The organism is Wenyingzhuangia sp. IMCC45467, from assembly GCF_054111205.1.
The window spans coordinates 1,469,622-1,495,687 of the sequence record NZ_CM134196.1 but is presented as its reverse complement, the minus strand read 5'-3'; the positions used below and the strand labels follow the sequence as shown (position 1 = coordinate 1,495,687).

The following is a 26,066-nucleotide window of genomic DNA, read 5'->3' as shown; positions in this document are numbered from 1 at the left end:
GTTATGAACCATTACTTTTAGATTGTTTACAAGTTAAGTTTTTTTGAGTGATGAAGCACATCAATAAAAAAAGTAGTTATTGATTTTAGAGTTTTATCAAACATCAACTTACCAATTCACACCAACACCAAAGGTAAATCTTAATCCTTCTGTACTATTAAATAAGTTAAAATTAATTTTAGCCAATGGAGCACTAAACCATAAAGTAGTTCCGTAAGAAGTATGCCACCTATCAGATTCTTCGTTGGGCAACCAAACCCTACCATAATCATAACCCAAAGAAACACCGTAAGTTAAGGGTAAAACAGGTGTTTTAACATTGTTAATGGTATATCTTAAATTGGTGTTTTGTACAAAGCTTTGTTTTCCAGAAAAACGTTCATTTCTGTATCCTCTTAAGCCATTATTTCCACCAATAAAAGCAGATTGATACAACTGAAAATCATCACCAAAATTAAATTGAGAACGAATTTTACTAGACAATGCCCATTTTTTGTTTAATGATATAGGAACAAGCATTCCCCAATCAGTCTTTAAATAGGCCAAAGAAGAATTTTTAGAAAGGTTATAATCCCATCCAGTAGTAAGGTTAAAATCAAAACCTAAAATAGGTAAAGCGTTACTGTTGTAGTTATTATAGTGTAGGCTGGTTTTAATTCCAGCAAAATTTTGTTCATCAAATTCAACAGGTAAGGTATTTAAATACCTATCTTCCATTTCTTCTAATTCATATATGGTAAGAGGAATGCTAATATTAAAACTGGCTCCCATTAAATTGTTCCAAGTAACACCTGGTTCTATACTTTTTATTTCAGATTTTACACGGTTGTAATCTAAGCCTAAATCATCATCATGATTAACAGTATTATTTCCAAAACCAAAAAAGTTATTGCTAAAGTTAGAACTTGTCAATCGGCTTTTTACAAAAACATTCCAATGGTTTAAGTAAGTAGCAAACTCACTACGATGAGAGAAATCAAACCCTTGTGTAGCTGAATAATACTTAAGGTTAAAAACATGTTTGTTGCTAAATGGTTGACGGTTATATCCGTAAAATGTTCTGTTAAAAGAGGCTCCAATAGCTAAACCATCATCAGGATTGTAACCTATTAAAGGTGTAATGGTTTGGGTGTAATCTTTTACTTTTCTGAATTCGTAAATATTATTGTCATACCTGTCTGTAAGGTGTTTTTTTAATGGTCCTTTAAAAATATTTTTTTTGCTACTAAAATCATGCACACGGACTTTTTTAGCCGATTTTTCAACATGATAAGTATCTTTATTTTGTCCACCAATCAAACGAATTTTAGGGCTTTTAGCATCTGTATTTAAAACATGAAACAAATTATCGTGATCTAAACCATAAATCCATATTTCTTTGGTATTGTTGTTGCTAAATTTACGAGTAAAATAATGTTCTCCTATTTTATCTTTTTTAAGGTCGTAAACTTTAACGGTTGTAGTTTCTTTGTTAGCAGAAATTTCAAAGTAATTACTATTATCTGTTCCTTTTATAATGGCAAATTTCTCTAGTATTTTTTGATATTGTTTGGCAATATCAACCACGTGATCTCGTCTGTACTTTAATACGTTTTTTATGTTGTTAATGTTTTCATTCTTAACAGTTTCTGGCAAATGTTCAAAGGCTTTGTTAATAACATTATCTGTTAAGTTTTCTTTGATATATTTGGCTTGTTCTTGCCAAATGGAGTAGTCACTTTCTTGTAAAAGCGATACATCTATAGGGTAGGGTTCATCATTAAACTTATATAAATTACGAATGTCTTTATCGTAAGTTTGCATTAATTTAATGGGATCTATAAGTGTGGTTAGGGTTTTTAAAATAAAGCCATCGTAGTTAGAAAATGCCTGATCTCTATCTCTAGGGATTGGTCTAAATAATTTCTGTTTTCCATTTTTAAATTCAGCCCATCTCCATTGATCTACATGTCTATCCCAGTCACCTAAAATCATATCAAACAAACGAGCGGTTACATAATTTCTTTCATCTAGTTTGTTGTTTTTACTATCTCTAAGTTTTGCAAATAAATCATCTGTACTAATAATATCATCAGGAAACCCAAAAGAAGCCAAATCATTGTGCCCATCTTCAGGTCTTTCCTCGATCATGTATAAAGCATCTCCAAATTCATCATTATGTGGGGCAATGGTTTTTTGTTTAGGAACGTAAAATAATTTTGGATTTGTGTGATATACTTTAATAGCATCAGACAAGTCACCAATAATAAAAGGTGTATAGGGATGTGCAGAGGTATAAAAATCGAATAAAATATTTTCGGTATAAGTATCTTTTAAGTCATTGGTAACGTAATCATTTTTAAAAGCAACTGTTTGTAAAAATCTAACGGCACTCTTTTTTAAAGCTCGCATTACGTATTGTTTTCCTTCAGGATTTATCAAACGTAAAGATTTAGATTGATGTCCTCCTCCTTTTTTTACCAAAGTTAACCCGCCATATAAAGTGTCTAACATAACTGTTTTTGCCCTTACAAGAGTACTATACTCTTTTCTGTAGTGATGCCCCCAGAGAGCGGTGTAAAATTTACTTTTATCGGTTAATGATTTAGGATAGATAGATGTAGTTGCATAGGGTTTGATGCTTTTATTGTACAAAGTGTCTTTTTTCTTATGTTCAGGTTTAAAAACTGTAGTTTTAAAAATGGTTCCTTCATTGTTTTTAAAAGTAACATCAACGTGTTTTTTTGGATAAATACTAAGTTTTGCATATCCGTTTTTTCCATAGGTAAACCCTTTTTCTTTTCCTAAATAAGTAGGAGAGGTTTTAGAACCTGCACCACTAATAATTTGTGGAATTCCATCTTTAAATAAATATTGTAGGTTATGTTCGTGACCTGATACAAAAATAAGATGAGAGTGTTCTTTGGCTAAAGTGCTAACTCTTTTTGTTAATTCATTATATCTGTAAGCGTTTAAATCTTGTGGGTTTAAACCACTGGTTTTTCTAATTGTTTGAAAAATGCTTCCTACGATAGGCATAGGAATGTTATTAGAAAATGGAAAAATGTGTTTTTTAAAAGAATTTTCTCCAGCATGAGTTCCTTTGCTAGTTAAAGGATGATGAATGGCTATTAGTGTAATTTTATTTTGACTTTTATTAATCAATCCTTCTAATTCAACAAAAAACTTTTCTCGAGTTTTAATTTCATCACATTTGTCGTTCATTTTAGGATGTTTGTTCCAGTCTGTTATATACCATTGTGAATCTATTATGATTACATCAACCTCTTTATTAAGGTGAACAACTTCTAACGGACAACCATTTTCGGGTAAAAAGGTGTTTTTACCTAAGGAATCTTCTACTAGTTTTTCTTGCTTCTTCAATCCATCTAATCCATAATACCAATCGTGATTTCCAGGGATAAAAATGGTGTTTCCTTTGTAATTTTTTAGAATGTTAAGTTGGGCGTTTAGTTTTGCAATTCCATCTTTTTGCGAAATGCCCTTTTTAGGATTAATTCCTTTAGGATATACATTATCACCTAAAAAAATAACCGTACTATTTTCATTTTCTTGTTGTAGTTCTTTTTGTAGCTTTTCTAAGGTTTTATTTCCCGCTGCAAGGTCTCCTGCATCACCAATTAAATAAATATTACTAACTTCTTTGCTTGATGTTTTGTTTACATTCCAGTTTTTAAAGTGTCTAGAAATTTGTTTTTTGTAGGTAGCACAACTCATTACCAGTGTAAAAGAAATGAATAGAAGTAAATTTTTGATTGAAATTAAATTCATTTTTATTTGATGTAATGATAAACTAAAAGTAAACTTATTTTTAATAAATTTGGTTAAATCGCAATATAAAGATATGAAATCTTCCATAGTTGAGTCTGCAGAATTATATGTTGTTAGTTATTTAAAACATAATTTGCCTTCTGGTACTATTTATCATAGCATTACACATACACAAGATGTGGTTGATGCTGCTAAAACACTAGCAAAAGAGGAAAAAATTTCTGATGAAGATAAAGAGTGTTTGTTATTGGCAGCATGGTTTCATGATATTGGTTATGCAACAGGAGGCGAAAATCATGAAGAAAGAGGTGTTAAAGAGGTTGTAAGTTTTTTAGAAGACCACCATTACCCTAAAGATAAAATAGAGGTGGTTGTAAATTGTATTAGAGCTACTAAAATGCCTCAGAACCCTACAAATAAATTAGAACAAATTATTTGTGATGCGGACTTGTTCCATGTTGCTACCTCTTCTTTTGAGTCTGATAGTAAATTATTAAGAGCAGAGTGGGAGTTGTTAGAGGGAAAAACGTTGACAGATGTTGAATGGTATCAATGCAATTCTGAATTTTTGAGAGGTCATAAGTTTTATACAGATTTTGCCTTTAGAAATTGGAGTGCCTTAAAATCATCAAACTTGGCAGCTAATGAAAAAAAATTAAAAAATGCCATTCAAAAAGAAGATGATGCTTTGTTAAAAAGAGAAAAAAATAAAGCAAAATCAAACAAAAGTTCTTTTGATAAAAAAGCAGATAAAACAGTGGAGACAATGTATAGGGTTACGCTAAGAAACCATATAAATTTAAGTGCCATTGCAGATTCTAAAGCTAACATTTTACTAAGTATAAACGCTATAATATTGTCTTTAGCTTTGGCTAATTTATTTCCTAAATTAGATAAAGTAGGCAATCAATATTTAATTATACCTACCATTGTTTTTTTACTAACAGCTGTAACATCTATTGTGTTTGCTATACTATCAACCAGACCAAAAGTTACTTCAGGAACCTTTACTCAAGAGGATGTTGATAATAAAAAAGTGAACTTGTTGTTTTTTGGTAATTTCCATAAAGTATCACTAGACATGTTCAATAAAAGTATGTTTTCTTTGATAGATGACAGAGAGTATTTGTATAAATCTTTAAATAAAGATTTGTATTTTTTAGGACTTGTGTTGGCTAAAAAATATAAGTTGCTAAGGTTAACTTATGCTATTTTTATGACAGGAATTGTATTGTCTGTAATCTCTTTTGGAATTGCATTTTATAGCTTAGAACTTTAGTTTTTTTCGCTAATTAACTTGGTGGCCTTTAGTAGGTTTTTAAAAGAGAGTAAATCATTTTGTTCTCTATTATAGTTAATTTTAACTCTAATAGCTTTTAAACCAGAAACACCTTGTAAGTCCTCAATATCAACATGTTCTACTTCTCCTATAAAATAGTTTTGTTGGGTTAAGTATTCAATATACTTTAAATATTCTTCCAAATCGTATTCGTGAGTATAAACAATTACAAGTTTTTCGGTTTGAGTTAATCTTTCTTTGGTTCCTTTTACGTAAGATTTATCTATTCTTTTTTTTATGATTTCATATCTCATATTATAGGCTCCATCTACATCAAACTTTTTCTCATCCATTCTAAATTTAATGTCTAAATGTTGAGAGTGAACTAAAATTAAAGAGGTTACTTGAAGGCTGATTTCAGGATGCTCAATATCTATTTGTTTGGCTATTTTTTCTAACTCACATTGTTGAATTAATTGCCAAAGTTTTATGTTTTTAATGTATATAGGGTGAAACTCTTTGGTGTTGCTAATACTTTCACCAATGTACATATTATAGTCTAAACCATCTGTTTTAAAGCGCTCGTAGTAATGAGGGTAAAACTCTTGTGCTTCTTTTTGGGCTTTGTCAAGGTGTTTTGCTAAACTACTATTTAAACTTATTATAAAATCTTCGTATGCTTTACGTTTTTTGTAAACAATGTTTAAGTTTGGATCAATTTCATTTTCATAAGCAACAATTTCTTTATGAATAAAGGAATTATTTTGTTTAATGTGGTTTAGTACCGGATATATATCATCTTTAAAAAAATCAGTTATTTGCAGTTCATCAGTAGTTTTAATTCCTGTTTTAATAGATTGTAAGTGTTTGTTTAATCTAAAAATAATTTCATCATAAATAAATAACTTTTCATCTTGATGTATTTTTTCAAATAAAAGAATAGTTTGTTTAAGTTGATAGCTTAAATCATCTTGAATGGCTTTGTTTCTAGCCGCTGAAGAATCTTTAACATCACATTGACCATATAATGGATACACATTTTTAAAAGATATGTTTCTCAATTTAGTATTAATGTGCTGATGTTGATTTGATAAATATTCATCTGCAGCATTGTAAAACTTCCATTTTACACTTGGGTGAATGGTTGTGTAATTTTCTTGAATAACAGACTCTAATAAATTTTGACGTTCATCAATAGATCTTTCTACTGCTATGCTTAAAACTGGTAAAACGTCTTTTAATTTGTTTGCGTTAATAGAGTTTAAGGCATAACTTTTTGAAGAGGCTAGCTCTAAAACAGCCATGTAATTATTATTCAGTTTTATAGGAACAAGAATTATACTTTTTATTTTTTTAGAGTTGATGGATTTATAAAAATCATTTTCGTTAGAATTTTTTCTATACTCATCAATATCAGCTATGCTGGTAATTAGACAATCATTAAACACACGATCTTTAATTTCATGGCAAAAATAATCTTGAACATTACAACAATCTTCATTAGCAATAAGGCTATGGTCTAGCTTGTGTTTAACAAAGTTTACCTTTCTTCCTTCTTGATTTTTATTGTATATAGAAACCCCCATTTTTAAATTAGGGAGATTAAATAAATCTCTTAGGTGTTGTTGTAAAGAGGTTAAAGATTCAAAATTTCTTTTGATAAAAATATTTTTGATGTTAGAAATGGTTTCGTCTTGGGTTACATCAAAAAGGTTCATCATTCCAAAACCTTTAAAAATATAAGAATTTGGAGGTAGTTTTTCTTTCCATACATCAATATTATCAAAATTGTTTAATAAATGTTTGATGTCATCTTTGGTTAATTCAGGAGCTTTGTCTGTTTTAATAATTTTAGCAAAGTCTGCATTATATAAAGCTCTGTAGCTTTTAATGGTGTTGTTTTTTATATCGGGAATATCATAGAAAAAAGGTCTTTTAAAATCAACCTTTTCATTATAGTAAAAACTTAAAATGTACACACAGGTAAGTATGTACATGTTTTTGGTGTCAAAGTTTCTTATTTCGTATTTAAAATCATTACCAGCATTGTCTATAATATCTCTAAATCTTTTTGATAACATAAACGAAGTCATGTCAAAAGGAATAGAGGCTGCTTTTATTTCATTGCTTTGTAAAAGGTCTGGAAATAATATAGAGAGTAATCTTTTAATTTGATTTTCGTAAGTTTTTAATAAAGATAAATCTGTAAATCCTTCTTTTAATATAGGGTAGTCCTTTAGCTCATCAAGTAGTTTGATAGCAGATTCGTGAAATATACTATCGCTATTTTTTGCTTGATTTTCTAAATATTCAAAAATACTATCAAAGCTAATATGTACTTTAATAGGAAGTTCTTTATTTACTAATGGGCTTTTTAATATATACATGTACCTTTATTACTATAAATGAATTTACAAATTATAGGTCGTAAAAAGGTGTAAATAATAACAACTTATTTTTGTCTAAAATAAATGGTAATAGGTACTCCTTTAAAGTCGTAAATTTCTCTCATTTTATTTTCAAGAAAACGTTTGTAGGGATCTCTAATGTATTGTGGTAAATTAGCAAAAAAAGCAAATTGAGGCGTTGGTGTTGGCAACTGCATGCAGTATTTAATTTTAACATATTTACCTTTAATAGCTGGAGGTGGGTAATTTTGAATTACCTCTAGCATGGTTTCGTTTAGTTTGCTTGTAGCAATTTTATTGCTTCTGCTTTTGTGTACTTCTACAGCTGTTTCTAAAGCTTTTAATAAACGTTGTTTGGTGATGGTTGAAGTAAATATAATAGGGACATCAGTAAATGGAGCAATTTCTTTACGAATCATTTCCTCACATTTTTTCATGGTGTTGGTCTCTTTGTCTAACAAGTCCCATTTGTTTACAAGAATTACAATTCCTTTACGGTTTTTTTGAGCCAACCAAAATATATTTTGGTCTTGTCCTTCAAAACCACGAGTAGCATCTATCATTAAAATAGCAACATCACAATATTCAATTGCTCTAACAGCTCTCATTACTGAGTAAAACTCAATATCTTCTTTAACTTTAGATTTTTTTCTAATTCCTGCAGTGTCTACTAGTTTAAAATCAAAACCAAATTTGTTATATACAGTATCAATAGTATCTCTTGTAGTTCCTGCAATATCTGTTACAATATTTCTGTCTTTACCAACCAATGCGTTAATAAATGATGATTTACCAGCATTAGGTCTCCCTACTACTGCAAATCTAGGTAATTCATCGGTAGGATTAATTTGTGTGTCTTCCTCTTTAATATCAGGCATTTCATTTACCAAAGCATCTAACAATTCACCTGTTCCTCCTCCATTAATAGAAGAAATAGTATAGAAATCACCTAAACCTAAATTATAAAACTCATAGGCATCGGATTCTCTCATTGCATTGTCAACCTTGTTAATGGCAACAAATACAGGTTTTTTACTTTTTCTTAATAGGGTAGCAACAGTTTCGTCTAAAGGGGTAATTCCTGAAGTAACATCAACTACAAAAACAATAATATCACACTCTTCAAGAGCTAAAATTACTTGTTTTCTAATTTCTTCTTCAAAAATATCATCAGATCCTTCAACGTAACCACCAGTATCTATTAGAGAAAATTCTTTTCCATTCCAATCACTTTTACCATAGTGTCTGTCTCTTGTAACACCACTCACGTCATCAACAATAGCTTCTCTACGTTGAATCAATCTATTAAATAAAGTAGATTTTCCTACATTGGGTCTTCCTACTATGGCTACAATACTATTCATGAAATGTAAATTTTGTGCAAAGATACGTAAAATGAATGGTTATAAAATCAAAGCAAATAATGAAAGCGATAAAATTAAATTTTATCGCTAGAATTTATTGGAATTTCTTTTTAACTCTGCTTAAAGATTCTGGTTTTACACCCAAATAACTTGCAATATGATAAAGAGGTACTCTTTTTATAATTTGAGGTTTGTTTTTAAGAAGATCTAAGTATAATTCTTCTATGGTTAGTGTTTTTTTTATTTCTTCTTTTTCTAAAAGATTGGCATAGCTTTTTAAATAAAAATTAAAAGTAGCTCTTGTAAATACAGGACATTTTTCTAAAATAACATCAACAGCTTCTTTTGTAATTTCAATCATTTCAGTTTTTTCAAGTGCTTGAATACTGGTTTTGGAAGGTAAGCTGTTCATTACTTGGTGATATTCTCCTATCCACCAATCTTCAAAGGCAAAAAATCGATTAAATTCTTGTTTTTGACTGCCTGTAATAAAAACTCTTACAGATCCTTTAAGGATATAGGCAACTGAAGTGTTGGTATCTCCAGTTTTATAAAAATATTCTTTTTTGTTTAGGGTTTTACAGGTAAGTAAATTAGAAATAATCTCAAATTCATGATCTGGGATTAAGACATCTCTTTTTTTGTAGTACTCTTTTATTTTGTTAAGCATTACTCAAATGGTTTAGGGTGGATTTATAATTGTAGTATCTAACATAGCACAGATATATAAATACTTAGCAGGTATTTATAGGCCACAAAAATAAAGCCGTTTTACAACTTTGTTAATTTTCTTTAATAGGATTACAAAATTACATTAAAAAAAAATCAATATAATAAAATATCTCTTTTTTGATTGAATATTTTGTAAATAAAAGAAAATGAGGTTGTTAAAAGGTTATTTTATTAAACTCATTTGTTTTCTAATTCTACTTAAAGACTCTGGTTTGATGTTTAGATATGAAGCTATATGAAACAAAGCTATTCGTTTATCAATTCCAGGATGAAGTTTTAGTAAAGATTCGTAGTTTTCTTGGGCAGATAAACTTCTTTTTTGTTTTTCTTTTTTTGCAAGTGAATACTTTTCGGCAGCAGAAATTTCTCGTAAAACTTTTGTTGCTACAGGACATTTGTTTATCAACACATTACAATCGTCTTTAGTAAAAGTTAATAATTCTGTTTTTTCAATAGCTTGAACACTACAAAGTGCTGGTTTATCATGTAAAAGTTCATATAGATCAACCATCCACCAGTTTTCGTAAGCAAATCTCCTAATGTAATCAATCCCTTTAGTGTCTGTGTAAAACTCTCTTAAAACTCCAGAAATAACAAATGCACCATGTCTAGGAATTTTGTCTTCAAAGTTTAAGTATTCGCCTTTGTTAAGGGTGGTAGTTTTTACCAAACTCATTAATATATCAGCTTCTGCATTTGGTATTTCATGAGTTTTAGATAGAAAATCTACAATTCTTCTAGGCATTTTAAGTTTAGTTTTGATAAAAAAAGAATAGTTACCTCTTGTATTGTAAGGAGGTAACTATTCAAATATACAGATTTTATGCTTGTATAAAAAATTATATTTTTTTAGAAGTACTAAGATCTAGTTTGTCCGTTTCCTTTAATTACCCACTTGTAAGAGGTAATTTCGTCTAAGGCCATAGGTCCTCTAGCGTGTAATTTTTGTGTACTAATTCCTATTTCTGCTCCCAAACCAAATTGTGCACCATCTGTATAAGCGGTAGATGCATTGGCATAAACAGCAGCAGCATCGACCACATTTAAATATTTAGCAATGGTTTCTGCATTTTCAGAAATAATAGCTTCACTGTGTTTAGAGCTGTATTTTGCAATGTGATTTAAAGCTTCATCCATACTAGCAACCGTTTTTATGGACATGGTATTGGCTAAAAATTCAGTTCCAAAGTGAGTTTCTTCAGCTTTGTTTAATAAATCTTTAGGGTAATCTGTTAATTCTTTATAAGATTTCTCATCAGCATATACCAAAGTTCCTTTGCTAGCTAGCTCTGTAGATAACTTATTTAAGTTACTTAATTGAGATTCGTGAATTAACAAACAGTCTAATGCATTACAAACACTAACTCTTCTGGTTTTTGCATTGGCAATAATAGAGGTACCTTTTGTTACATCTCCATCTTTGTCAAAATAAATGTGCACAATACCAGCCCCTGTTTCAATTACTGGGACTTTTGCGTTTTCACGAACATAGTTAATCAATCCTTGGCTACCTCTAGGAATAATAATATCTACATAATCTACAGCGTTTAACATTTCTGTAGTTGCACTTCTATCTGCTGGTAAAAGAGTTACAACATCTGTATTAACATTGTGTTTTTTTAAAACATCTTTAATAATATTTACAATAGCAATGTTAGAAAATTCTGCATCGCTACCACCTTTTAATATAGAAGCATTCTTTGTTTTAAAACACAAAGAAAATACATCAAAAGATACATTAGGGCGAGCTTCATAAATAACACCAATAACACCAATAGGCACTCTAACTTTAGAAATGTCTAAACCATTATCTAAAATTTTGTTTTCCATTACTTTTCCTACTGGACTGTCTAATTTGGCAACGTTTTTAATATCTCCAGCAATACCTGCAATTCTATCTGCATTTAATAACAAACGATCGTATTTTGGATCGTTTTTATCCATGCGATCTAAATCTTTTTGATTCGCTTCTAAAATAGCATTTGTATTGGCAATTGCTTTGTCTGCAATTTCTACCAATATGTTGTTAATTTCTTCAGTTGAGATTTCAATTAATGCTCTACTTGCGTTTCTTGCATTTTGAAATGTTTGTTCTAATTTAAATTCCATTCTTACTTTATTGTTAAGTAATTATAGTGCACTAACGCAGGCTGGTTGTGTCTTTTTTGAAACACATGGGCTTTCTCTGCACCATAAGATGCCTTTCCATAACCTACTTCATTACCCTCGCTATTAATAATGGTAATGATGTCACCTTTTTTAAAATCACCTTCAATTTTTTCAATCCCAATAGGTAATAAGCTGTTGGCTTGATTACTTAAAAGAGCCTCATGCGCTCCTTTGTTAATGGTTATTTTTCCTTTAGAAAAAGTACCTGAATTGGTGATCCATTTTTTTACTGCCGATTTGTTTTTATCGTGACGAGCTTTAAAAAACGTTCCAGTTTCTCTGTTTAAGAGCTGAGCAGTAATATTGGGGACTGTACCATTTCCTATAGATACATTTACACCCAAAGCAGCAATTTTAATAGCGGTGTTGGCTTTGGTTAACATTCCCCCACGTCCAAATTCTGATTTTTCTTCGCTAATAGCATCTTCTAAGTTGATTTCTTCATTGTCAAAATCTCTAATTAGTTTTGCATTAGGTTTTGTAGGATGGTCTGTAAAAATTCCATCAACATTACTTAAAATCAGTAATTCATCAGCTTGTACCATACTTGCAACCAATCCTGATAACTCATCGTTATCAGTAAACATTAATTCAGTAACAGAAACCACATCATTTTCGTTAATGATAGGAGTGATGTTACATTTTAATAATGCTTCAATGCAATTGGTCATGTTTAAATAATGTTCTCTAGTACTAAAAGATTCTTTTGTAATTAATACCTGAGAACAAACCAATTGATGGTTGTTAAAAAAGCTATTGTATAAATTCATTAAAGAAATTTGACCTACTGAAGCCAATACTTGTCTTTTACTTACCGCATCTAACGATGATGGTAAATGAACTTGAGACCTACCTGCTGCAACAGCTCCTGAGGATACCAAAATAATTTGATGTCCTAGCTTTTTTAAATTAGCAACTTGTTCCACAATATGTTTGATACGTTCTTTATTAGGAGCACCTGATGAAAGTGTAAGAACATTGGAACCTATTTTAATTAAAATCTTCTTAGATATAACATTCATGGTGATTATTGCTTCTAATAATGAAAAAACAAATATGGTAATGCAAAAGTCGTTATTTTTTAAAGAATGTACAAGCGCTATCAATACGCATTGGTGCTCATTTGGTAAATGATTGTTATTAATTAGTGTTATAAAAAATATCCCCCTTTAACTCACGTTTAAGGGGGATGGATTAGATAAAATAAATCATGTGTTTATTTTATTTGTTCTTGTAGTTTTTTAAATTCTTTTTGTGAAATTTTAAAAATAGTACCATGTCTTGTTCCTTTAGGGAATGTTATTCTATCAGAAATATCGGTCCAGTCTTTTAGATTTTTTGAACTTACTGCTCCGTATTTATGATCGGTGTATTTATCAAAATAAATAATCCATTCTCCATTTATTTTAATTGCAGTAGGACCTTCAGCCCAATATTTACCAGTAATTGGTTCACTAGCTTTGGTGTAGGGGCCTGTAAGTTTATTACTATAAGCTATTTTAAGGTTTTTACGGACAGGTTTTTTAGTTTCGTCTTTTAAAAACATTACAAATTGATCTCCATCTTTTTGAATAGAAGAGTCTATAACATTAAAACCTGGATCGTATAACAATGTTGTTTTGCTAAATTCTTTAAAATCTTTGGTAGTTGTATAATACATTCTGTGGTTGTATCCTGCATCTTCTGAAGTTTGTGTTTCTGGAAAGGCTCCTTTTATGGTGGTAGCCCAATAAATCATATACTCTTTAGTTTCTTGGTTATAAGTAATTTCAGGAGCCCAAGTATTTCGCGCTCCTTTTTCATGTTCCATTACGGGAATAAATTGTTGCTCTGACCAATGAATTAAATCTTTGGAATTGGCATAACCTATTCCTTTGTCTGTCCAGCTAACAGTCCAAACCATATGGTATAATCCGTCTCCTCCTTTAATAATACAAGGATCTCTCATTAGCTTATCTTTTCCTACTTTAGGAGTTAAAAAGGAAGTATCGTTTTTTAAAGCTGTAAAAGTATATCCATCATGGCTATAAGCAAAGTGTAGGCCATCTTCTCCATTTCCTTTAAAATAAGAGAACATGTATACTGGTTTTTCAGGTGTTAAATTATTTACTGTTAACCAACTTGTAAGGGCTTTAGACCAATCTAAGCTCGTTCCTTTTTTTCCTAAACCAAATCCGTGACCTCCATTTTCATAAATATGCATTTCTGTACGGACTTTGTTTTCTTTTAACTTTAAATAATAGTTGATGCTATTTTCTACAGGTACTGCATGGTCATCAGTAGCGTGAATTAAAAATGTAGGAGGAGTGTTTGCATCAATTTGTTTTTCGTTTGAATATTGTTCAATTAAATCAGTTGATGCATTTTTTCCTAAAAGATTTACCTTTGATCCATTATGTGTAATGCCATCCTGCATAGAAATTACAGGATAAATTAAGATAGAAAAATCAGGTCTTGCACTTGTTTTTTCTGATTTGTATACATCATTATTATAATGAGTGGAAAGAGTAGATGCTAAATGTCCACCTGCAGAGAATCCCATAATTCCAATTTTACTTGGATTGATATTCCATTCTTTGGCATTTCGTCTAACTATTCTAAGTGCTTGTTGAGCATCTTGTAAAGGACCAATGGTTTTGTTTTTCATAATTACATCCGATGGAAGACGATATTTTAACACAAAAGCAGAAATACCAATAGAATTAAAGTATTTGGCTATGTCTATTCCTTCTTTGTCAAAAGATAAAACTGAATAGCCTCCTCCAGGACAAATAATAACAGCAGTATTTTCATCTGAACCACTATCAACTAAATATGGAGTAATAGTTGGGGTTGTTACTTTTCTAATTCCTGTTCGGTTTCCGTTTTTGTCTAATCTAGGTTCTTCTTTGTAGTCTTTGTCTTTTTTAGCCCCAGGAATTTTATCCCATAAAGGAATTTGCTCGCTTTGTGCAAAAGAGTTGTGTGTACAAGTTAAAGAGAGCATTGCACCAAAAAGAAAAAATTTATTCATTTTTTTTAAAGTTTTTTTCATAAAGGTAAGGTTCCGTATTTAATAATGATTAAAAAAATAGTGGTGTTGAATATACACTTTTACAATGATACGCTAATATACAAATTGAAATAGGATCAACGCTTATTTTTTGTTGTGATTGATGTAATATAAAAAATCGCTAAAATTTGAATGAAGATCAAACCTTAGCGATTTTTAGTTAGCTTATAAAAGGTTATTTTTCATGAAAGCCAATTAAGTTCTCATGAATGTGTTTTTCACCCGTAACTTCTTCACATTTAATGTTTTTTAAGCTGATGTTTTTAACAGGTTCATCAGCTTGTCCTAGTACTTTAGAGATGAATTTTACATTTTTAGAACTAAAGTTTTCTAAATAAATATCACTAATAGGGGTTAATTTTCTTTCGTATGTTGGTACCAAATCTCTCCATTGATATAATACATCTGTTTCAATACCCAAAACACCTAGATTAATTTTTCCACTTTTAATGTTGGTAACGTGAATATTCTTAACATAACCACCTCTGCGTTCATTGGTTTTAATAAATACCAAATGACCTAATTTAGCTCCATCAACAACTTCACAATTGTCCATATAAACGTTTTCAATTCCACCAGAAAGTTCACTACCAACTGCCAATAATTGATGACCATTTTTAACCAATAAATTTCTAAGAACTAAGTTCTTGGTTGGTGTGTTTAAACGCCACGCATCTTGATTACGACCAGATTTTACTGCAATGGCATCATCACCTTGATCAAAAACACAATCTTCAATAAGCATGTTTTGAGACATTTCAGGATCTACACCATCATTGTTGTGCCCATGAGCGTAAACGTTGATGTTTCTGATGACTACATATTTTGATAAATAAGGATGGATGGTCCAAAAAGGACTGTTTACAATACTAACACCTTCTAATAAAATATTTTCAGATCTGTTGAATTGAATAAATTGAGGTCTTAAATTAGCGGTGTCATTTACCATTTGTCTGTCCTCAACCAAACTGTTTTTAGCACATAAATTGTATAAATGCTTTAAGCTATTCATATGATCTGTTGGTCTAGCAAACCATTTTTTCCAGGTACTCATTTCAGCTTTTAATTTTCCTTCTCCTGTAATAGCAATGTTTTTACACTCATATGCATAAATTAAAGGAGAGTAGTTGTAGCACTCCATTCCTTCCCAAGTGGTATGTACAGCAGGTAAATAATCTTTTGGTTCTCCCGAAAAAAGTAATACAGCACCTTTGTTTAAGTGTAGGTTTACATTGCTTTTAAAATGCAATTTTTTTGTAATCCATTCTCCTTCTGGAATAATAACTGTTCCTCCACCTATTTTATTCGCTTCAGAAATGGCTTTTTCAATAGCTAATGCAGTTTTGTCTTTATCTCCTTTAACTGCCCCAAAGTCTATAATAGAAAATTGTTCGCAATTGCTAAAGTTTGGAATTTTTATAGTTGGCATTTCAAAGGGAGCAGCCACTTTTATTTCATCAAAAGCAATTGTAGCTTTTTTGTTGTTACATGCATATAACAATGTTGCTGTAATAGATAATAGAAAAATAACTTTTTTCATGGTGATTTTTATTGATTGAGGTAGATAAAAAAACAACTATCGTTTTTTTTGATAGTTGTTTTTGATGTCTTACTTTATATTATTACTTAATTCTGTATACTTCGGCACCAGCTAAAAGGAAACATCCTAGACCGTAATCTTCAAAATCAGGAATTTTATCATAAGATAAAGGCTGTCCGTCTTTAGGCTCTTTTCCGGTAGATTGTAAGTATCCTAAAAATCCATTTTTATGAACTCCGTCTTTAATCATGGCATTCCATGCTTTTTCAATCACAGGTAAATAAGTTTCTTTATCTAAAATTCCATTATTTACACCATAGGCCATTCCATAAACAAATAATGCAGTTCCAGATAATTCTTTACCTCCATAGTGTTTAGGATCGTGTAAACTAACGTTCCAAAAACCATCTTTTCTTTGTATAGGAACTAGGGCTTGTGCCATAGATTTTAAATCCATAATATACTGTTCTCTATGTGGAGCATCTTCAGGAATTATAGTTAAGACTTTAGCCAAAGCAGCTATTACCCATCCATTACCACGACTCCAGTAAGAATCTTCACCATTTGGTTCAGTGTAAGGGGGATCAAAATCAGCATCTCTCCACCACAACCCATCTTTAGGATTGTAAAGTCCGTTATCTCCATGTTTGTCTCTAGAATACATATACATATCGTACATTTTATCATAGTAACGATTGTCGTTTTCTAAAACACCTAATTTTGCAAATACTGGCATCCCCATTTGAATGGCATCTATCCAAGACCAATCATCTAATTGAGGAGTATTTAATAACATGTTTATACACGACTTAGTGTTTTTTAATTTTTTAGCATCAGGCTCTAAGTTGTACAAATCAATATAGGTTTGAGCAGCACAATAATCATCAGCATTTCTGTTAGCGTTTCCGTTTCTAAATCCCCAGTTATGGAATTCAGCCCAGTCGTAGGCATATTGATAATATTCTTCTTTTGGATAAATTTCGTACAAAGCCATTAGACCTTCGTAGTAAACTCCACGAGTCCAAATATTACTTGGGCGTTCTTTATTGGTGATAATGGTTTTTCCTACATCTTGCCATTTATTCATAAAATATTCATTGGCAAGTTGCATTTTTTCTAAAATCTTCTTTTTATCAGAAATTTGACTAAAAGTAGCTTGAAGACTTAGTACAGAAATACATACAAGTAAGATGTGTTTTTTCATGTGATATATTATTAATGTTTGTTTTTTTAATTTTTTGTTAATGGAGTTAAGGTAATAGGGCCTAACAAACCTGATGGCATTGGGTTCCATTTGGTTGCATCAAATTTCTTATAATCTTTGTCTACCATGTTAATTTCGTAGAAATTTTTCCACTCTTCACCTCTCATTTCTTTGGCTCTAATTCTGTTAGCAGATAAATTAGTTACTTCTATGGTTAAAATGTTTTTTCCTTTTTTTAGAGATCCAATATTCATTTCAAAAGGATTAGACCATAAAGCACCAACGAAGTTACCGTTTACCCAAATTTTAGCACTTTCTCTAACATCTCCTAATTTTAATAACCAATTTTGAACTTTTTTATCAGGGTTTTGAATGGTTATTTGATATTTAGCTGTTCCAGAAAAAGCTTCGGCTTCTTTGCTTAAATTTGTCCAAGAAGTTAATTCAGAAATAGTTTCATTTTTTGGTATACTAGGTCCTCCTCTTAAGAAGGAGATTTCCCAATTACCTTTAACATTGTATGATGTTTCTGATATGTTAAAATATTTCCAAGGCTTTATAGTTGATGTTTTTCCTGTTCTAAGGAATAATGAAGCTCCTGGTTTTATTTGAATTTTAACTAAAGTTTTATTTTCTGTCTTTTTTATTTCTGCTTTTCCGTAGTCTGAAGTGTTTGGGTTAAAAATAACAACTTCTGGAGCATCTATATTTATAGGAATAAATTGATCTACTATTTTAGCAGTATGGTTTACTAAATAGTAAATTTTATTTCCATTATCATCTCTTTTAATAAATTTTAATCCAGTTTTAACCAATTCTTCTGGTAAAACATTAGCTTCGCTTAAATCAGTAAAAATATTGTTTGAAACACTTATTAATGATTCATTTTTAGCTAACAATGTTTTTAATTTATTATTTTCTTTTTCGTAATTTTTAAATCCTGGAACAGACTTTGGTAGTCCTTCAAAAATAATTTTAGCTCCTTGTTTTTTTAAATTGATTAACTTTTCTAACGTAGCCAAAGGCATGTTTGTACAAGTAGGAATAATTAAGGTTTTGTAGTTTCCTCCAGGTAGATGAATCATTCCGTTTTCAAAGGTTGCTTGTTTGATAAAGTTATCAGAAATAAAATCCATTCCGTAACCTTTATCCATTAATTTTCTTGTAGTATCATAAAAAGAAGTACCGTGTAACCACTTTTTTAAAGAGTGAATCTTAAATTCAAAAAATAAAGTTCCATCTAAGTTTTTACCCCATGTATCGTAAATAGGCCAGTATAGTAAGTTTTCGTTATCAGGAGTTCCAGATTGTAAAAAAGATTGGCAGTTAGCAATGTATGAAAACAATTGAGACTCATCTTCTCCAATAGTTAAATTGGGATTGAAGTTAACAGATGCATAAAATTTCCAACCTGGCCATGCAGCACGTTTTGGCGAGTATGTTGTTCCATGTAAAAATACATGATTGATACCATTTAATAGTAAATCTTCTACTTCTGGCTTGCATTGAGACAACGCAACTTTAAAGTGATCTCTTAACCAAGTAAAAGTTTCTGAAGAGGTTAAAGGTTTACCTGAAATATGAGCTGCAGATGAGGAAAATTTTAACATTACAGGATCTGCATCTCCCTCTCTAATATCTTCTTGTTCTCTACGTAGTCCTGGTATGTCATAAGGCATAGATCCAAAAGTTTCACATTCAGGAATGTCAGCAGAAGCATATAAATCAATAATGTTTCCTGGAGAACCATGTGCTTGTAGTTTAGATTTAAAACCTTTATTGTTTCCCCAAGCAGTCCAGTAATTGTCAAAATTATTTAATAAATCAGAAATAGTTTCTCTATAATCACTTTTAATTCTATTTCCTTCCTCAGTATCTTTTTTATCTAACAATAAAGGTATGTATGGTTTTAAGTCGTACCCTCTGTATTTTTGAAAAGCATTAAAAAAATCTGGAGTAAAATCCGTACCATAAACTTCATAACTATCATTAAAGATAGATCTTATTTTTCCATCAAAACCAATCAAAGCATCATCAAAAGGTTTGGTGTAAACTTTTAAAGCTTCGGTAGAATAATGATCAAGGGTAAAACCACTACCTCCTGGAGCAGCTCTTTTTACTTTTTGTCCTGTTTTACCCTCAAAAATAGCGTAAACATCATAATCATCATTTTCTGCTTTCCAATTTAGTATGTTGTTGTTTACTTTATCGGTTAAATTTAGATATCCACCATTTTTGCCATATGCTAAAACGTACTGTAAAGTAGCGTTCTTTTTATCTATTTCGTTTTTTACAACAATTTGTTCTGATAAAACGCTCCCTTTTTTAACTTCGTACTTTTCGGTTACTAATTTAGTTGCTGCAAACTCTGGAGTTACTTGAGGTCCCCCGTATGGCCAACCTGTTCCTAAGGTTAAATCTACTTGCATTCCTAAGCTATCAGCAGTTTTAACAGTGTAATCTAACATGCTCATCCATTTAGGAGATAAATAATCAATAAAATTATCTTCTTCTCCTTTTACTCCGTATATAGGAGCAATTTCAACACCACCAATTCCTACATTATGTAAATCTATTAGATTCTGTTTTATATTTTCTTTGTCAACAGCGCTACCCATCCACCACCAGCGTGTCCATGGTTTTGTTGTGTTAGTTTGTTCTGGCCAAGCTTTTTTATTTAAATTATGGTTATTTGTTTCTTTCTTTTGAGTTGAACAACCTACTGTATTTAATATCAAAAAAAGTACAGGAATATAACTGAGTTTTATTTTCATTATGTGTTTATAGAAATTTAGATAAAAGGTATGGTTTTTTTAATAATAGTTCAAAAAACACATACCGATAATGAGATTATAAAACTATTAAACTTGGTTTTATAATGTGTCCTGTTCTTTCCTGTATTGATTGGAGTTATAGTGTTTTGTTATCATCGCTTAATAGATTTAATTTCGATAGCGATTCATTACTGTTTAATTATATTTTTCAGCTCTTAATAGTTTTTTGTTGGTTTTATTATTAAATTAATAATTGATTTAATTTTTTTTTAAGTTTTTAATTAATTGATATCTCCTTAAAGCATAAGGCTTTATTGTTTATAAGTGTTTTTTTAACACTGGGTGTGTGCAGGGATGTACAGGACACACTTGTTTGTAATAGTAGATAATTTTGAAAGAACCAATTATTAAATATTTATTAATATGAAAAACAAAAAATCTTTGTTTTGGTGTTTTTTGGTGCTTGTTTTTACAAATGTGTCAATTTATGCTCAGCAAAAAGTTGTTACGGGGACAATTAATGATTCCTCGAGTATTCCTATGATAGGAGTAAATGTTGTTATTAAAGGTACTAATAAAGGAACCGCTACAGATTTTGATGGAAACTACAGTATTTCTGTTAGTGAAGGTCAAACTTTAGAGTTTTCTTATTTAGGGTATAAAACAAAAGAGATTGTTGTAGGTAGTGGAAATACTTACAATTTAACTCTTGAATCAGATAGTACAGAATTAGATGCTGTAGTGGTAGTGGGTTATGGTACTCAAAAAAAATCTGATGTAACTGGGGCTATTGCAAGTGTTTCTTCTGAAGAGTTAATGACTCAGCCTGTTAGTAATGCTTTTGAAGCAATGCAAGGTAAAGCTGCGGGGGTTGATATTACCACTAGTGAAAGACCTGGTACTTTAGGAAGTGTTCGTATTCGTGGTAATCGTTCTTTGTCAGGAAGTAATTCTCCTCTATATGTTGTTGATGGAATTCCTTTGTTATCAGCATCAGCGATTGAGACACTTAACCCGCGAGATATTGAGTCAATCGATATATTGAAAGATGCATCTTCTACAGCTATTTACGGTTCTAGAGGAGCTAATGGGGTAATTATAGTTACTACAAAAAAAGGTAAGGTAGGGCAGTTTAAGTTAAATTACACAGGAACTTTAACAACTGCTAATATAGTAGATAGATCTCCATCTATGAGTGCGGCTGATTTTATTGAACTTAGACGTTGGGCGGCTTATAATTCAGATCCTAATACTTTTGCACATCCAGATTCACCAACATATGCGAATGATGAATTGATTTTTGATAGTGCTTTAGATGGACAAACCTCTAGAGATAATGTGTTACAAGGATGGAATAGTGGTAAAACTTCATATGATGCCTCAAAGGTTACTAATACAGATTGGACCGATTATGTAACCAAAACAGGTGTTACTCGTGAACATGTAATTAGTGCTAGTGGAGGTACTGAGAAAATGAGAACGTATGGATCTTTTGGTTACTTAGATAATGAAGGTACGCAAAAAGGACAGTGGTATAAGCGTTATACTACAAAATTAACTTCTAATATAAAACCTGTTGAGTGGTTTACTTTGGATGCTTCGATGAATGTATCATGGAGTGAGCAAGATTATGGAATGTCAACTTTAGGAGGTCGTAGTGGTTCTGTACCAAATGCTATATATGGAACAGCTAAGTCTATATATAACATGGCAGTTCCTTATGATGCTAATGGGAACTTAGTTATAAACCCAGGAGGAGAGTCTACTATATACACTATTATGAATGAGTGGGATAAAAGTACTCAACAATCACAAAGTTTAAGAGCTTTAGGTAGTTTTTCTTCAACTTTTGATTTAGGGAAGATTTGGGAACCTTTAGATGGTTTGACATATAAAACTAATTTTGGACCAGATTTTCGTCATTGGAGAGAAGGTGTTTATATTGATGGTACCTCTTCTCATAGAGTTAATTCCGATGGGAGTACAGGAACTAATTTTGCTCGTTTGAGAAACCGTAGAGATTTTTCATGGACATTGGATAATATGATTAACTATGATAAAATTTTTCAAAATGTTCATAAAGTAGGAGTAACATTACTTCAAACAGCTTCTTCATGGAATATTGAAGATTCTTCAATGAGTGCAAATAATATTCCTAAAAGATCATTTGGTTGGGACAACATGGGCTCTGTGGATATCTCAGAATCTAGTAATAATGTATCTATAGGATCAGGTATTACTAAACGCCAATTAAGTTCATATATGGCTCGTTTAAACTATGGTTATAAAAGCCGTTATATGGTTACATTGACAGGTCGTTGGGATGGAGCTTCTCAGTTGGCTGATGGAAATAAGTGGGACTTCTTTCCTGCCTTAGGATTGGGATGGCGTATAGATCAAGAAGACTTTTTTCAGAAAGTTGACTGGGTTGATAATTTAAAATTACGTTTTGGGGTAGGTGTTACAGGAAATGCAGCAGTAGATCCCTATAAAACATTAGGGGCTATTCAAAGTATTTTTCTGCCGTTTAATGACATGAGTAATGTACAAGGTTATACAACCAATGAACCTTATTATTCTAGAGATCAAGTTTTATTAGCTAATAAAAGTTTAGGCTGGGAAAAAACAACTCAGTATAATTTGGGACTTGAGTTTGGAGTGTTTGAAAATAAAGTAAGTGGAACGCTTGAGTTTTATAGAACACATACAAATGACTTATTGATGGAGGTAATTATACCAACTTTGACAGGATATCCAAGAACATTAGCAAACGTAGGTAAAACTAGTAATAAAGGAGTTGAATTAACCTTAAATGTAACACCTATTGCAACAAAATCAGGATTTTATTGGGATTCAAATATTAATGTAGCTTGGCAAAAAGATCAAATAGATGAATTGGCTTATGGAAAAAACGATATGGTAGATAACTCATGGTTTATTGGTGAATCTATTAATGTTCATTATGGTTTTGAAAATGAAGGACTTTGGCAAGATACTCCAGAAGATCAGGCAGAAATGGCTTTGTGGAATGCAAATGGGTATGATTTTTCACCTGGTAATGTTCGTCCAAAAGATCAAGATGGTGACTACGAAATGACACAAAATGATCGTGTAGTGATTGGTAATGAAAATCCAAATTGGACTTTAGGATGGAATAATACCTTTAGTTATAAAAACTTTGATTTAGGAATGAATATTATCTCTCGTTTTGGATACACGGCTGATATTGGAGGACAGGCTCTTACAGGACATTCTAACCAAATGGAAACAAATTATTGGACACCAGATAATCCAAACGCAGAATTCCAAAAACCTATTTTAGGTCAAGCAACTTCAGGATCTCAAGATGATTTTTCTGGTTTGTTAGGATTTAGAAAGGCAGCTTTTGTGAAAGTGCGTAATATTTCATTAGGGTATAATTTCCCAAAGAACATATGTTCTGATATAGGTGTGTCTAATTTAAAGGTTTACGGACAAGCTTTAAATCCAGGTAGTTTATATCAATCTGTTGATTGGTATGATTTTGATACAAACTCAACGATTTTCAATCGTAGTTTTGTAATGGGGCTTCAAGTAGGATTTTAATTAATTGTTAAAAAGTAAGAAAATGAATAATATAAAAAATATAGGTTTTGGTCTTGTGGCTACTATAGGGCTATCTCTTGGCTCTTGTAGTCCAGATTTTTTAGACGAAGAACAAACTAATAGATATTCAACAGAGTATTTTGAGACAGCTGAAGGTTTAGAAGATTTAACGGTTTCTTTGTATGGAAATATTCGTTGGCATTTTGGATATGAATGGGCATATGGTACTACCTTGTACGGTACTGATGAGTTTACCAATGCGAATGATTTAACTAATGAAATGTGGAATACCTACGATAATCGATTTGGTCCAATAGGAGCAAGTCCAGCTACTGGGGCTGCAAATGGTAATGCAACTTCACCTGCTGCATTGTGGGATCAATTGTATTATGGTATTGCTTCTGCAAATAGAATTATAGCTAATGCTAATATTATAGAGGATGAAACAGTAAGAAATCGCTGTTTGGCACATGCTTATTTCTTGAGAGGTTATAATTATTATAGGTTAACAGCTCAGTATGGAGGTGTAGTGTTACAAACAGAACCTGTAGAAGGGCTTGTGCGTAATTTTGAAAGATCAACAGAGGAAGAATGTTGGGAGTTGGTAACTTCGGATTTTAGAAATGCCTATAATTTATTTGAAGGTGAAGTTTTTACCTATGGTAAAGGTATTACTTGGACCAAAGCAACCGCTGCTCATTTCTTGGCAAAAGCTTTGTTGTTTCGTTCTTCTGAACGTAATTCTGATTGGAATAGTTCTTATGTAGATAGTGATTTAACTGAGGCTATTGAAGTTTGTAATTACGCTATAGGGGCTCGTGGTTTAGAGAATAATTATAGTGATTTGTATGCTAATTGGACAGGAGTTGATTGTCCTATCGAGCAGTCAGATGAAATATTAATGGCTGCAGGTTATAATTTAGATGACTCTACTAAAGGTCGTTTTGGTAATAGGACCTATAATTATTTTAACCCTCAGTTTTCTAGCTTTTCAGGAGGTTGGGTAAGACGTGGTGTTTGGATCGGTGGAATGGATTTTCAACGTTGTCGTCCAACAGAATATAGTTATGGTGTTTTTGATCACGTGAATGATGCCCGTATGTGGAAAACCTTTAAAACGGTTTATGGAGCTAATAATATTGTAGATGCAGCTGCAGGAGTAGAAAAAGGAGACCCAGGTATTGTTATGATCTTAAATACTAAAAATGATAATACATATGACGGGTATACTTTTGGAGCTAATGTTCAAAATCCTGATTGGACTGATGATGCTGGTCGTTTGGCTGAATGGGATGTAAATTCTAGACAAACTCCAACTTCAGGTTCTTTAACTAGTACTGTAGGTCAGTATGTGCCTAATTCGTTAGTGCTTTATCAAGGTGGACAATATGTAGCTCCAACTTTTGGAAATCAAGCTGTTTGTAATTTCTTTGCGGGAATTAATAAAACAGATGATGGGTCTAGAACAGCAGAAAAAGGAGATGCTCATAGAGATGTAACTATGGCTAGATTGGCGGAAACTTATTTAGTAAGAGCAGAGTGTTATGTTCGTCAAGGAAATTATGCATCTGCAATGGATGATATTAATACTATTCGTAGGCGAGCAGAGTTTAAAGATGGAGAAAATAGATCGTATTATAGTGATGGTTCTTTGGCTTTTGAAAATAATCCTTTAAATACAGGTTCAGCAGCTGATAATTATGAGTATTCTAACTTAAATATGAATACTTATTATTTATCTAATCCTAGTCAACCTGTGACTACAGATGCATCTGATTTGGAATTAACTACTTTTCCAGGGAATTTACCTGCAGAAGATGAAACAGTGTTGTCTGCAGTTGGAGCCTCTAGTGACTATGAAAGAGCTTTACATTTTATTTTAAACGAGCGTACGCGTGAGTTGTTAGGGGAATGGCAAAGATGGGAGACTTTATCTAGAACAGGTACATTGGTTGCTAGAACGCAAGCCTTTAATACTGAAGCAACAGGGATTACGGCTAATAAGCATGAATTACGCCCTATTCCACAGTCGTTTATTGATGGGTTGTTGAATGATGATGGTTCTAATTTGTCTGATGCTCAAAAAGCAGCATGGCAAAATCCAGGATATACGAATTAATAAAATAATTTATTAATAACACAAAAAAACACTATGATATTTAATCATAGTGTTTTTTTGTGTTAAACA

Annotated in this window: 14 protein-coding genes; 3 read left to right on the top strand and 11 right to left on the bottom strand. The window is 31.4% G+C overall.

The genetic code is table 11. The features are described 5' to 3' along the window. Positions 1-108 precede the first annotated feature (108 nt). Positions 109-3,858: a metallophosphoesterase gene (locus ACXGQT_RS06325; protein WP_457830557.1), complete on the bottom strand. Its 3,750-nt coding sequence runs from the start codon at positions 3,856-3,858 to the stop codon at positions 109-111. Here ACXGQT_RS06325 and ACXGQT_RS06320 point away from each other — a divergent pair. Next, positions 3,845-5,050 (top strand): Pycsar system effector family protein, encoded by a 1,206-nt coding sequence (locus ACXGQT_RS06320; RefSeq protein WP_457830556.1) that lies wholly within the window; start codon positions 3,845-3,847, stop codon positions 5,048-5,050. The genes ACXGQT_RS06325 and ACXGQT_RS06320 overlap by 14 nt on opposite strands. Here ACXGQT_RS06320 and ACXGQT_RS06315 read toward each other — a convergent pair. The 10 genes from ACXGQT_RS06315 to ACXGQT_RS06270 all read right to left on the bottom strand — a co-directional run bounded on the left by ACXGQT_RS06315 (position 5,047) and on the right by ACXGQT_RS06270 (position 20,293). Beyond that, positions 5,047-7,437 (bottom strand): GAF domain-containing protein, encoded by a 2,391-nt coding sequence (locus ACXGQT_RS06315; RefSeq protein ID WP_457830555.1) that lies wholly within the window; start codon positions 7,435-7,437, stop codon positions 5,047-5,049. The two genes, ACXGQT_RS06320 and ACXGQT_RS06315, sit on opposite strands and share 4 nt — an antisense overlap. Positions 7,438-7,502: 65 nt before the next feature. After that, complete coding sequence (der, locus tag ACXGQT_RS06310) at positions 7,503-8,822, bottom strand: ribosome biogenesis GTPase Der (protein WP_457830554.1); 1,320 nt, start codon at positions 8,820-8,822, stop codon at positions 7,503-7,505. Between the two features lie 94 nt (positions 8,823-8,916). Then, complete coding sequence (locus ACXGQT_RS06305) at positions 8,917-9,492, bottom strand: Crp/Fnr family transcriptional regulator (protein WP_457830553.1); 576 nt, start codon at positions 9,490-9,492, stop codon at positions 8,917-8,919. A 225-nt stretch (positions 9,493-9,717) separates the two neighbouring features. Beyond that, positions 9,718-10,299 carry a Crp/Fnr family transcriptional regulator gene (locus tag ACXGQT_RS06300; RefSeq protein WP_457830552.1) on the bottom strand — a complete coding sequence of 194 codons (582 nt, stop codon included), beginning with the start codon at positions 10,297-10,299 and terminating at the stop codon, positions 9,718-9,720. 113 nt (positions 10,300-10,412) lie between these two features. Beyond that, a complete protein-coding gene (locus ACXGQT_RS06295) occupies positions 10,413-11,663 on the bottom strand; it encodes a glutamate-5-semialdehyde dehydrogenase (protein WP_457830551.1) in 1,251 nt (416 codons plus the stop codon). Positions 11,664-11,665: 2 nt separating this feature from the next. Next, positions 11,666-12,745 (bottom strand): glutamate 5-kinase, encoded by a 1,080-nt coding sequence (gene proB, locus ACXGQT_RS06290; protein WP_457830550.1) that lies wholly within the window; start codon positions 12,743-12,745, stop codon positions 11,666-11,668. Positions 12,746-12,939: 194 nt separating this feature from the next. Next, positions 12,940-14,736, bottom strand: a complete 1,797-nt coding sequence (locus tag ACXGQT_RS06285) for a prolyl oligopeptidase family serine peptidase (RefSeq protein WP_457830549.1) — start codon at positions 14,734-14,736, stop codon at positions 12,940-12,942. A gap of 214 nt (positions 14,737-14,950) precedes the next feature. Further along, positions 14,951-16,315 (bottom strand): glycoside hydrolase family 28 protein, encoded by a 1,365-nt coding sequence (locus tag ACXGQT_RS06280; protein ID WP_457830548.1) that lies wholly within the window; start codon positions 16,313-16,315, stop codon positions 14,951-14,953. An 82-nt stretch (positions 16,316-16,397) separates the two neighbouring features. After that, positions 16,398-17,519, bottom strand: coding sequence for a glycoside hydrolase family 88/105 protein (locus ACXGQT_RS06275; RefSeq protein WP_457830547.1), 1,122 nt, complete (start codon positions 17,517-17,519; stop codon positions 16,398-16,400). A gap of 26 nt (positions 17,520-17,545) precedes the next feature. Continuing rightward, positions 17,546-20,293 carry a glycosyl hydrolase gene (locus ACXGQT_RS06270; RefSeq protein WP_457830546.1) on the bottom strand — a complete coding sequence of 916 codons (2,748 nt, stop codon included), beginning with the start codon at positions 20,291-20,293 and terminating at the stop codon, positions 17,546-17,548. A 423-nt stretch (positions 20,294-20,716) separates the two neighbouring features. Here ACXGQT_RS06270 and ACXGQT_RS06265 point away from each other — a divergent pair, with 423 nt between their 5' ends. Together ACXGQT_RS06265 and ACXGQT_RS06260 are read left to right on the top strand one after the other, a co-directional pair. Continuing rightward, entirely contained in the window at positions 20,717-23,878 is a 3,162-nt protein-coding gene (locus tag ACXGQT_RS06265) for a SusC/RagA family TonB-linked outer membrane protein (protein ID WP_457830545.1), read from the top strand. Positions 23,879-23,900: 22 nt separating this feature from the next. Beyond that, positions 23,901-25,997: a RagB/SusD family nutrient uptake outer membrane protein gene (locus tag ACXGQT_RS06260; RefSeq protein ID WP_457830544.1), complete on the top strand. Its 2,097-nt coding sequence runs from the start codon at positions 23,901-23,903 to the stop codon at positions 25,995-25,997. Positions 25,998-26,066: the final 69 nt, after the last annotated feature.

Bases quoted from the DNA above. Each gene is read 5' to 3' on its own strand.
- ACXGQT_RS06280 (WP_457830548.1), bottom strand. From the start codon at position 16,315: ATGAAAAAAGTTATTTTTCTATTATCTATTACAGCAACATTGTTATAT.
- ACXGQT_RS06260 (WP_457830544.1), top strand. From the start codon at position 23,901: ATGAATAATATAAAAAATATAGGTTTTGGTCTTGTGGCTACTATAGGG.
- ACXGQT_RS06315 (WP_457830555.1), bottom strand. From the start codon at position 7,437: ATGTATATATTAAAAAGCCCATTAGTAAATAAAGAACTTCCTATTAAA.
- der (WP_457830554.1), bottom strand. From the start codon at position 8,822: ATGAATAGTATTGTAGCCATAGTAGGAAGACCCAATGTAGGAAAATCT.
- ACXGQT_RS06270 (WP_457830546.1), bottom strand. From the start codon at position 20,293: ATGAAAATAAAACTCAGTTATATTCCTGTACTTTTTTTGATATTAAAT.
- proB (WP_457830550.1), bottom strand. From the start codon at position 12,745: ATGAATGTTATATCTAAGAAGATTTTAATTAAAATAGGTTCCAATGTT.
- ACXGQT_RS06265 (WP_457830545.1), top strand. From the start codon at position 20,717: ATGAAAAACAAAAAATCTTTGTTTTGGTGTTTTTTGGTGCTTGTTTTT.
- ACXGQT_RS06275 (WP_457830547.1), bottom strand. From the start codon at position 17,519: ATGAAAAAACACATCTTACTTGTATGTATTTCTGTACTAAGTCTTCAA.
- ACXGQT_RS06300 (WP_457830552.1), bottom strand. From the start codon at position 10,299: ATGCCTAGAAGAATTGTAGATTTTCTATCTAAAACTCATGAAATACCA.
- ACXGQT_RS06285 (WP_457830549.1), bottom strand. From the start codon at position 14,736: ATGAATAAATTTTTTCTTTTTGGTGCAATGCTCTCTTTAACTTGTACA.
- ACXGQT_RS06295 (WP_457830551.1), bottom strand. From the start codon at position 11,663: ATGGAATTTAAATTAGAACAAACATTTCAAAATGCAAGAAACGCAAGT.
- ACXGQT_RS06305 (WP_457830553.1), bottom strand. From the start codon at position 9,492: ATGCTTAACAAAATAAAAGAGTACTACAAAAAAAGAGATGTCTTAATC.
- ACXGQT_RS06320 (WP_457830556.1), top strand. From the start codon at position 3,845: ATGAAATCTTCCATAGTTGAGTCTGCAGAATTATATGTTGTTAGTTAT.
- ACXGQT_RS06325 (WP_457830557.1), bottom strand. From the start codon at position 3,858: ATGGAAGATTTCATATCTTTATATTGCGATTTAACCAAATTTATTAAA.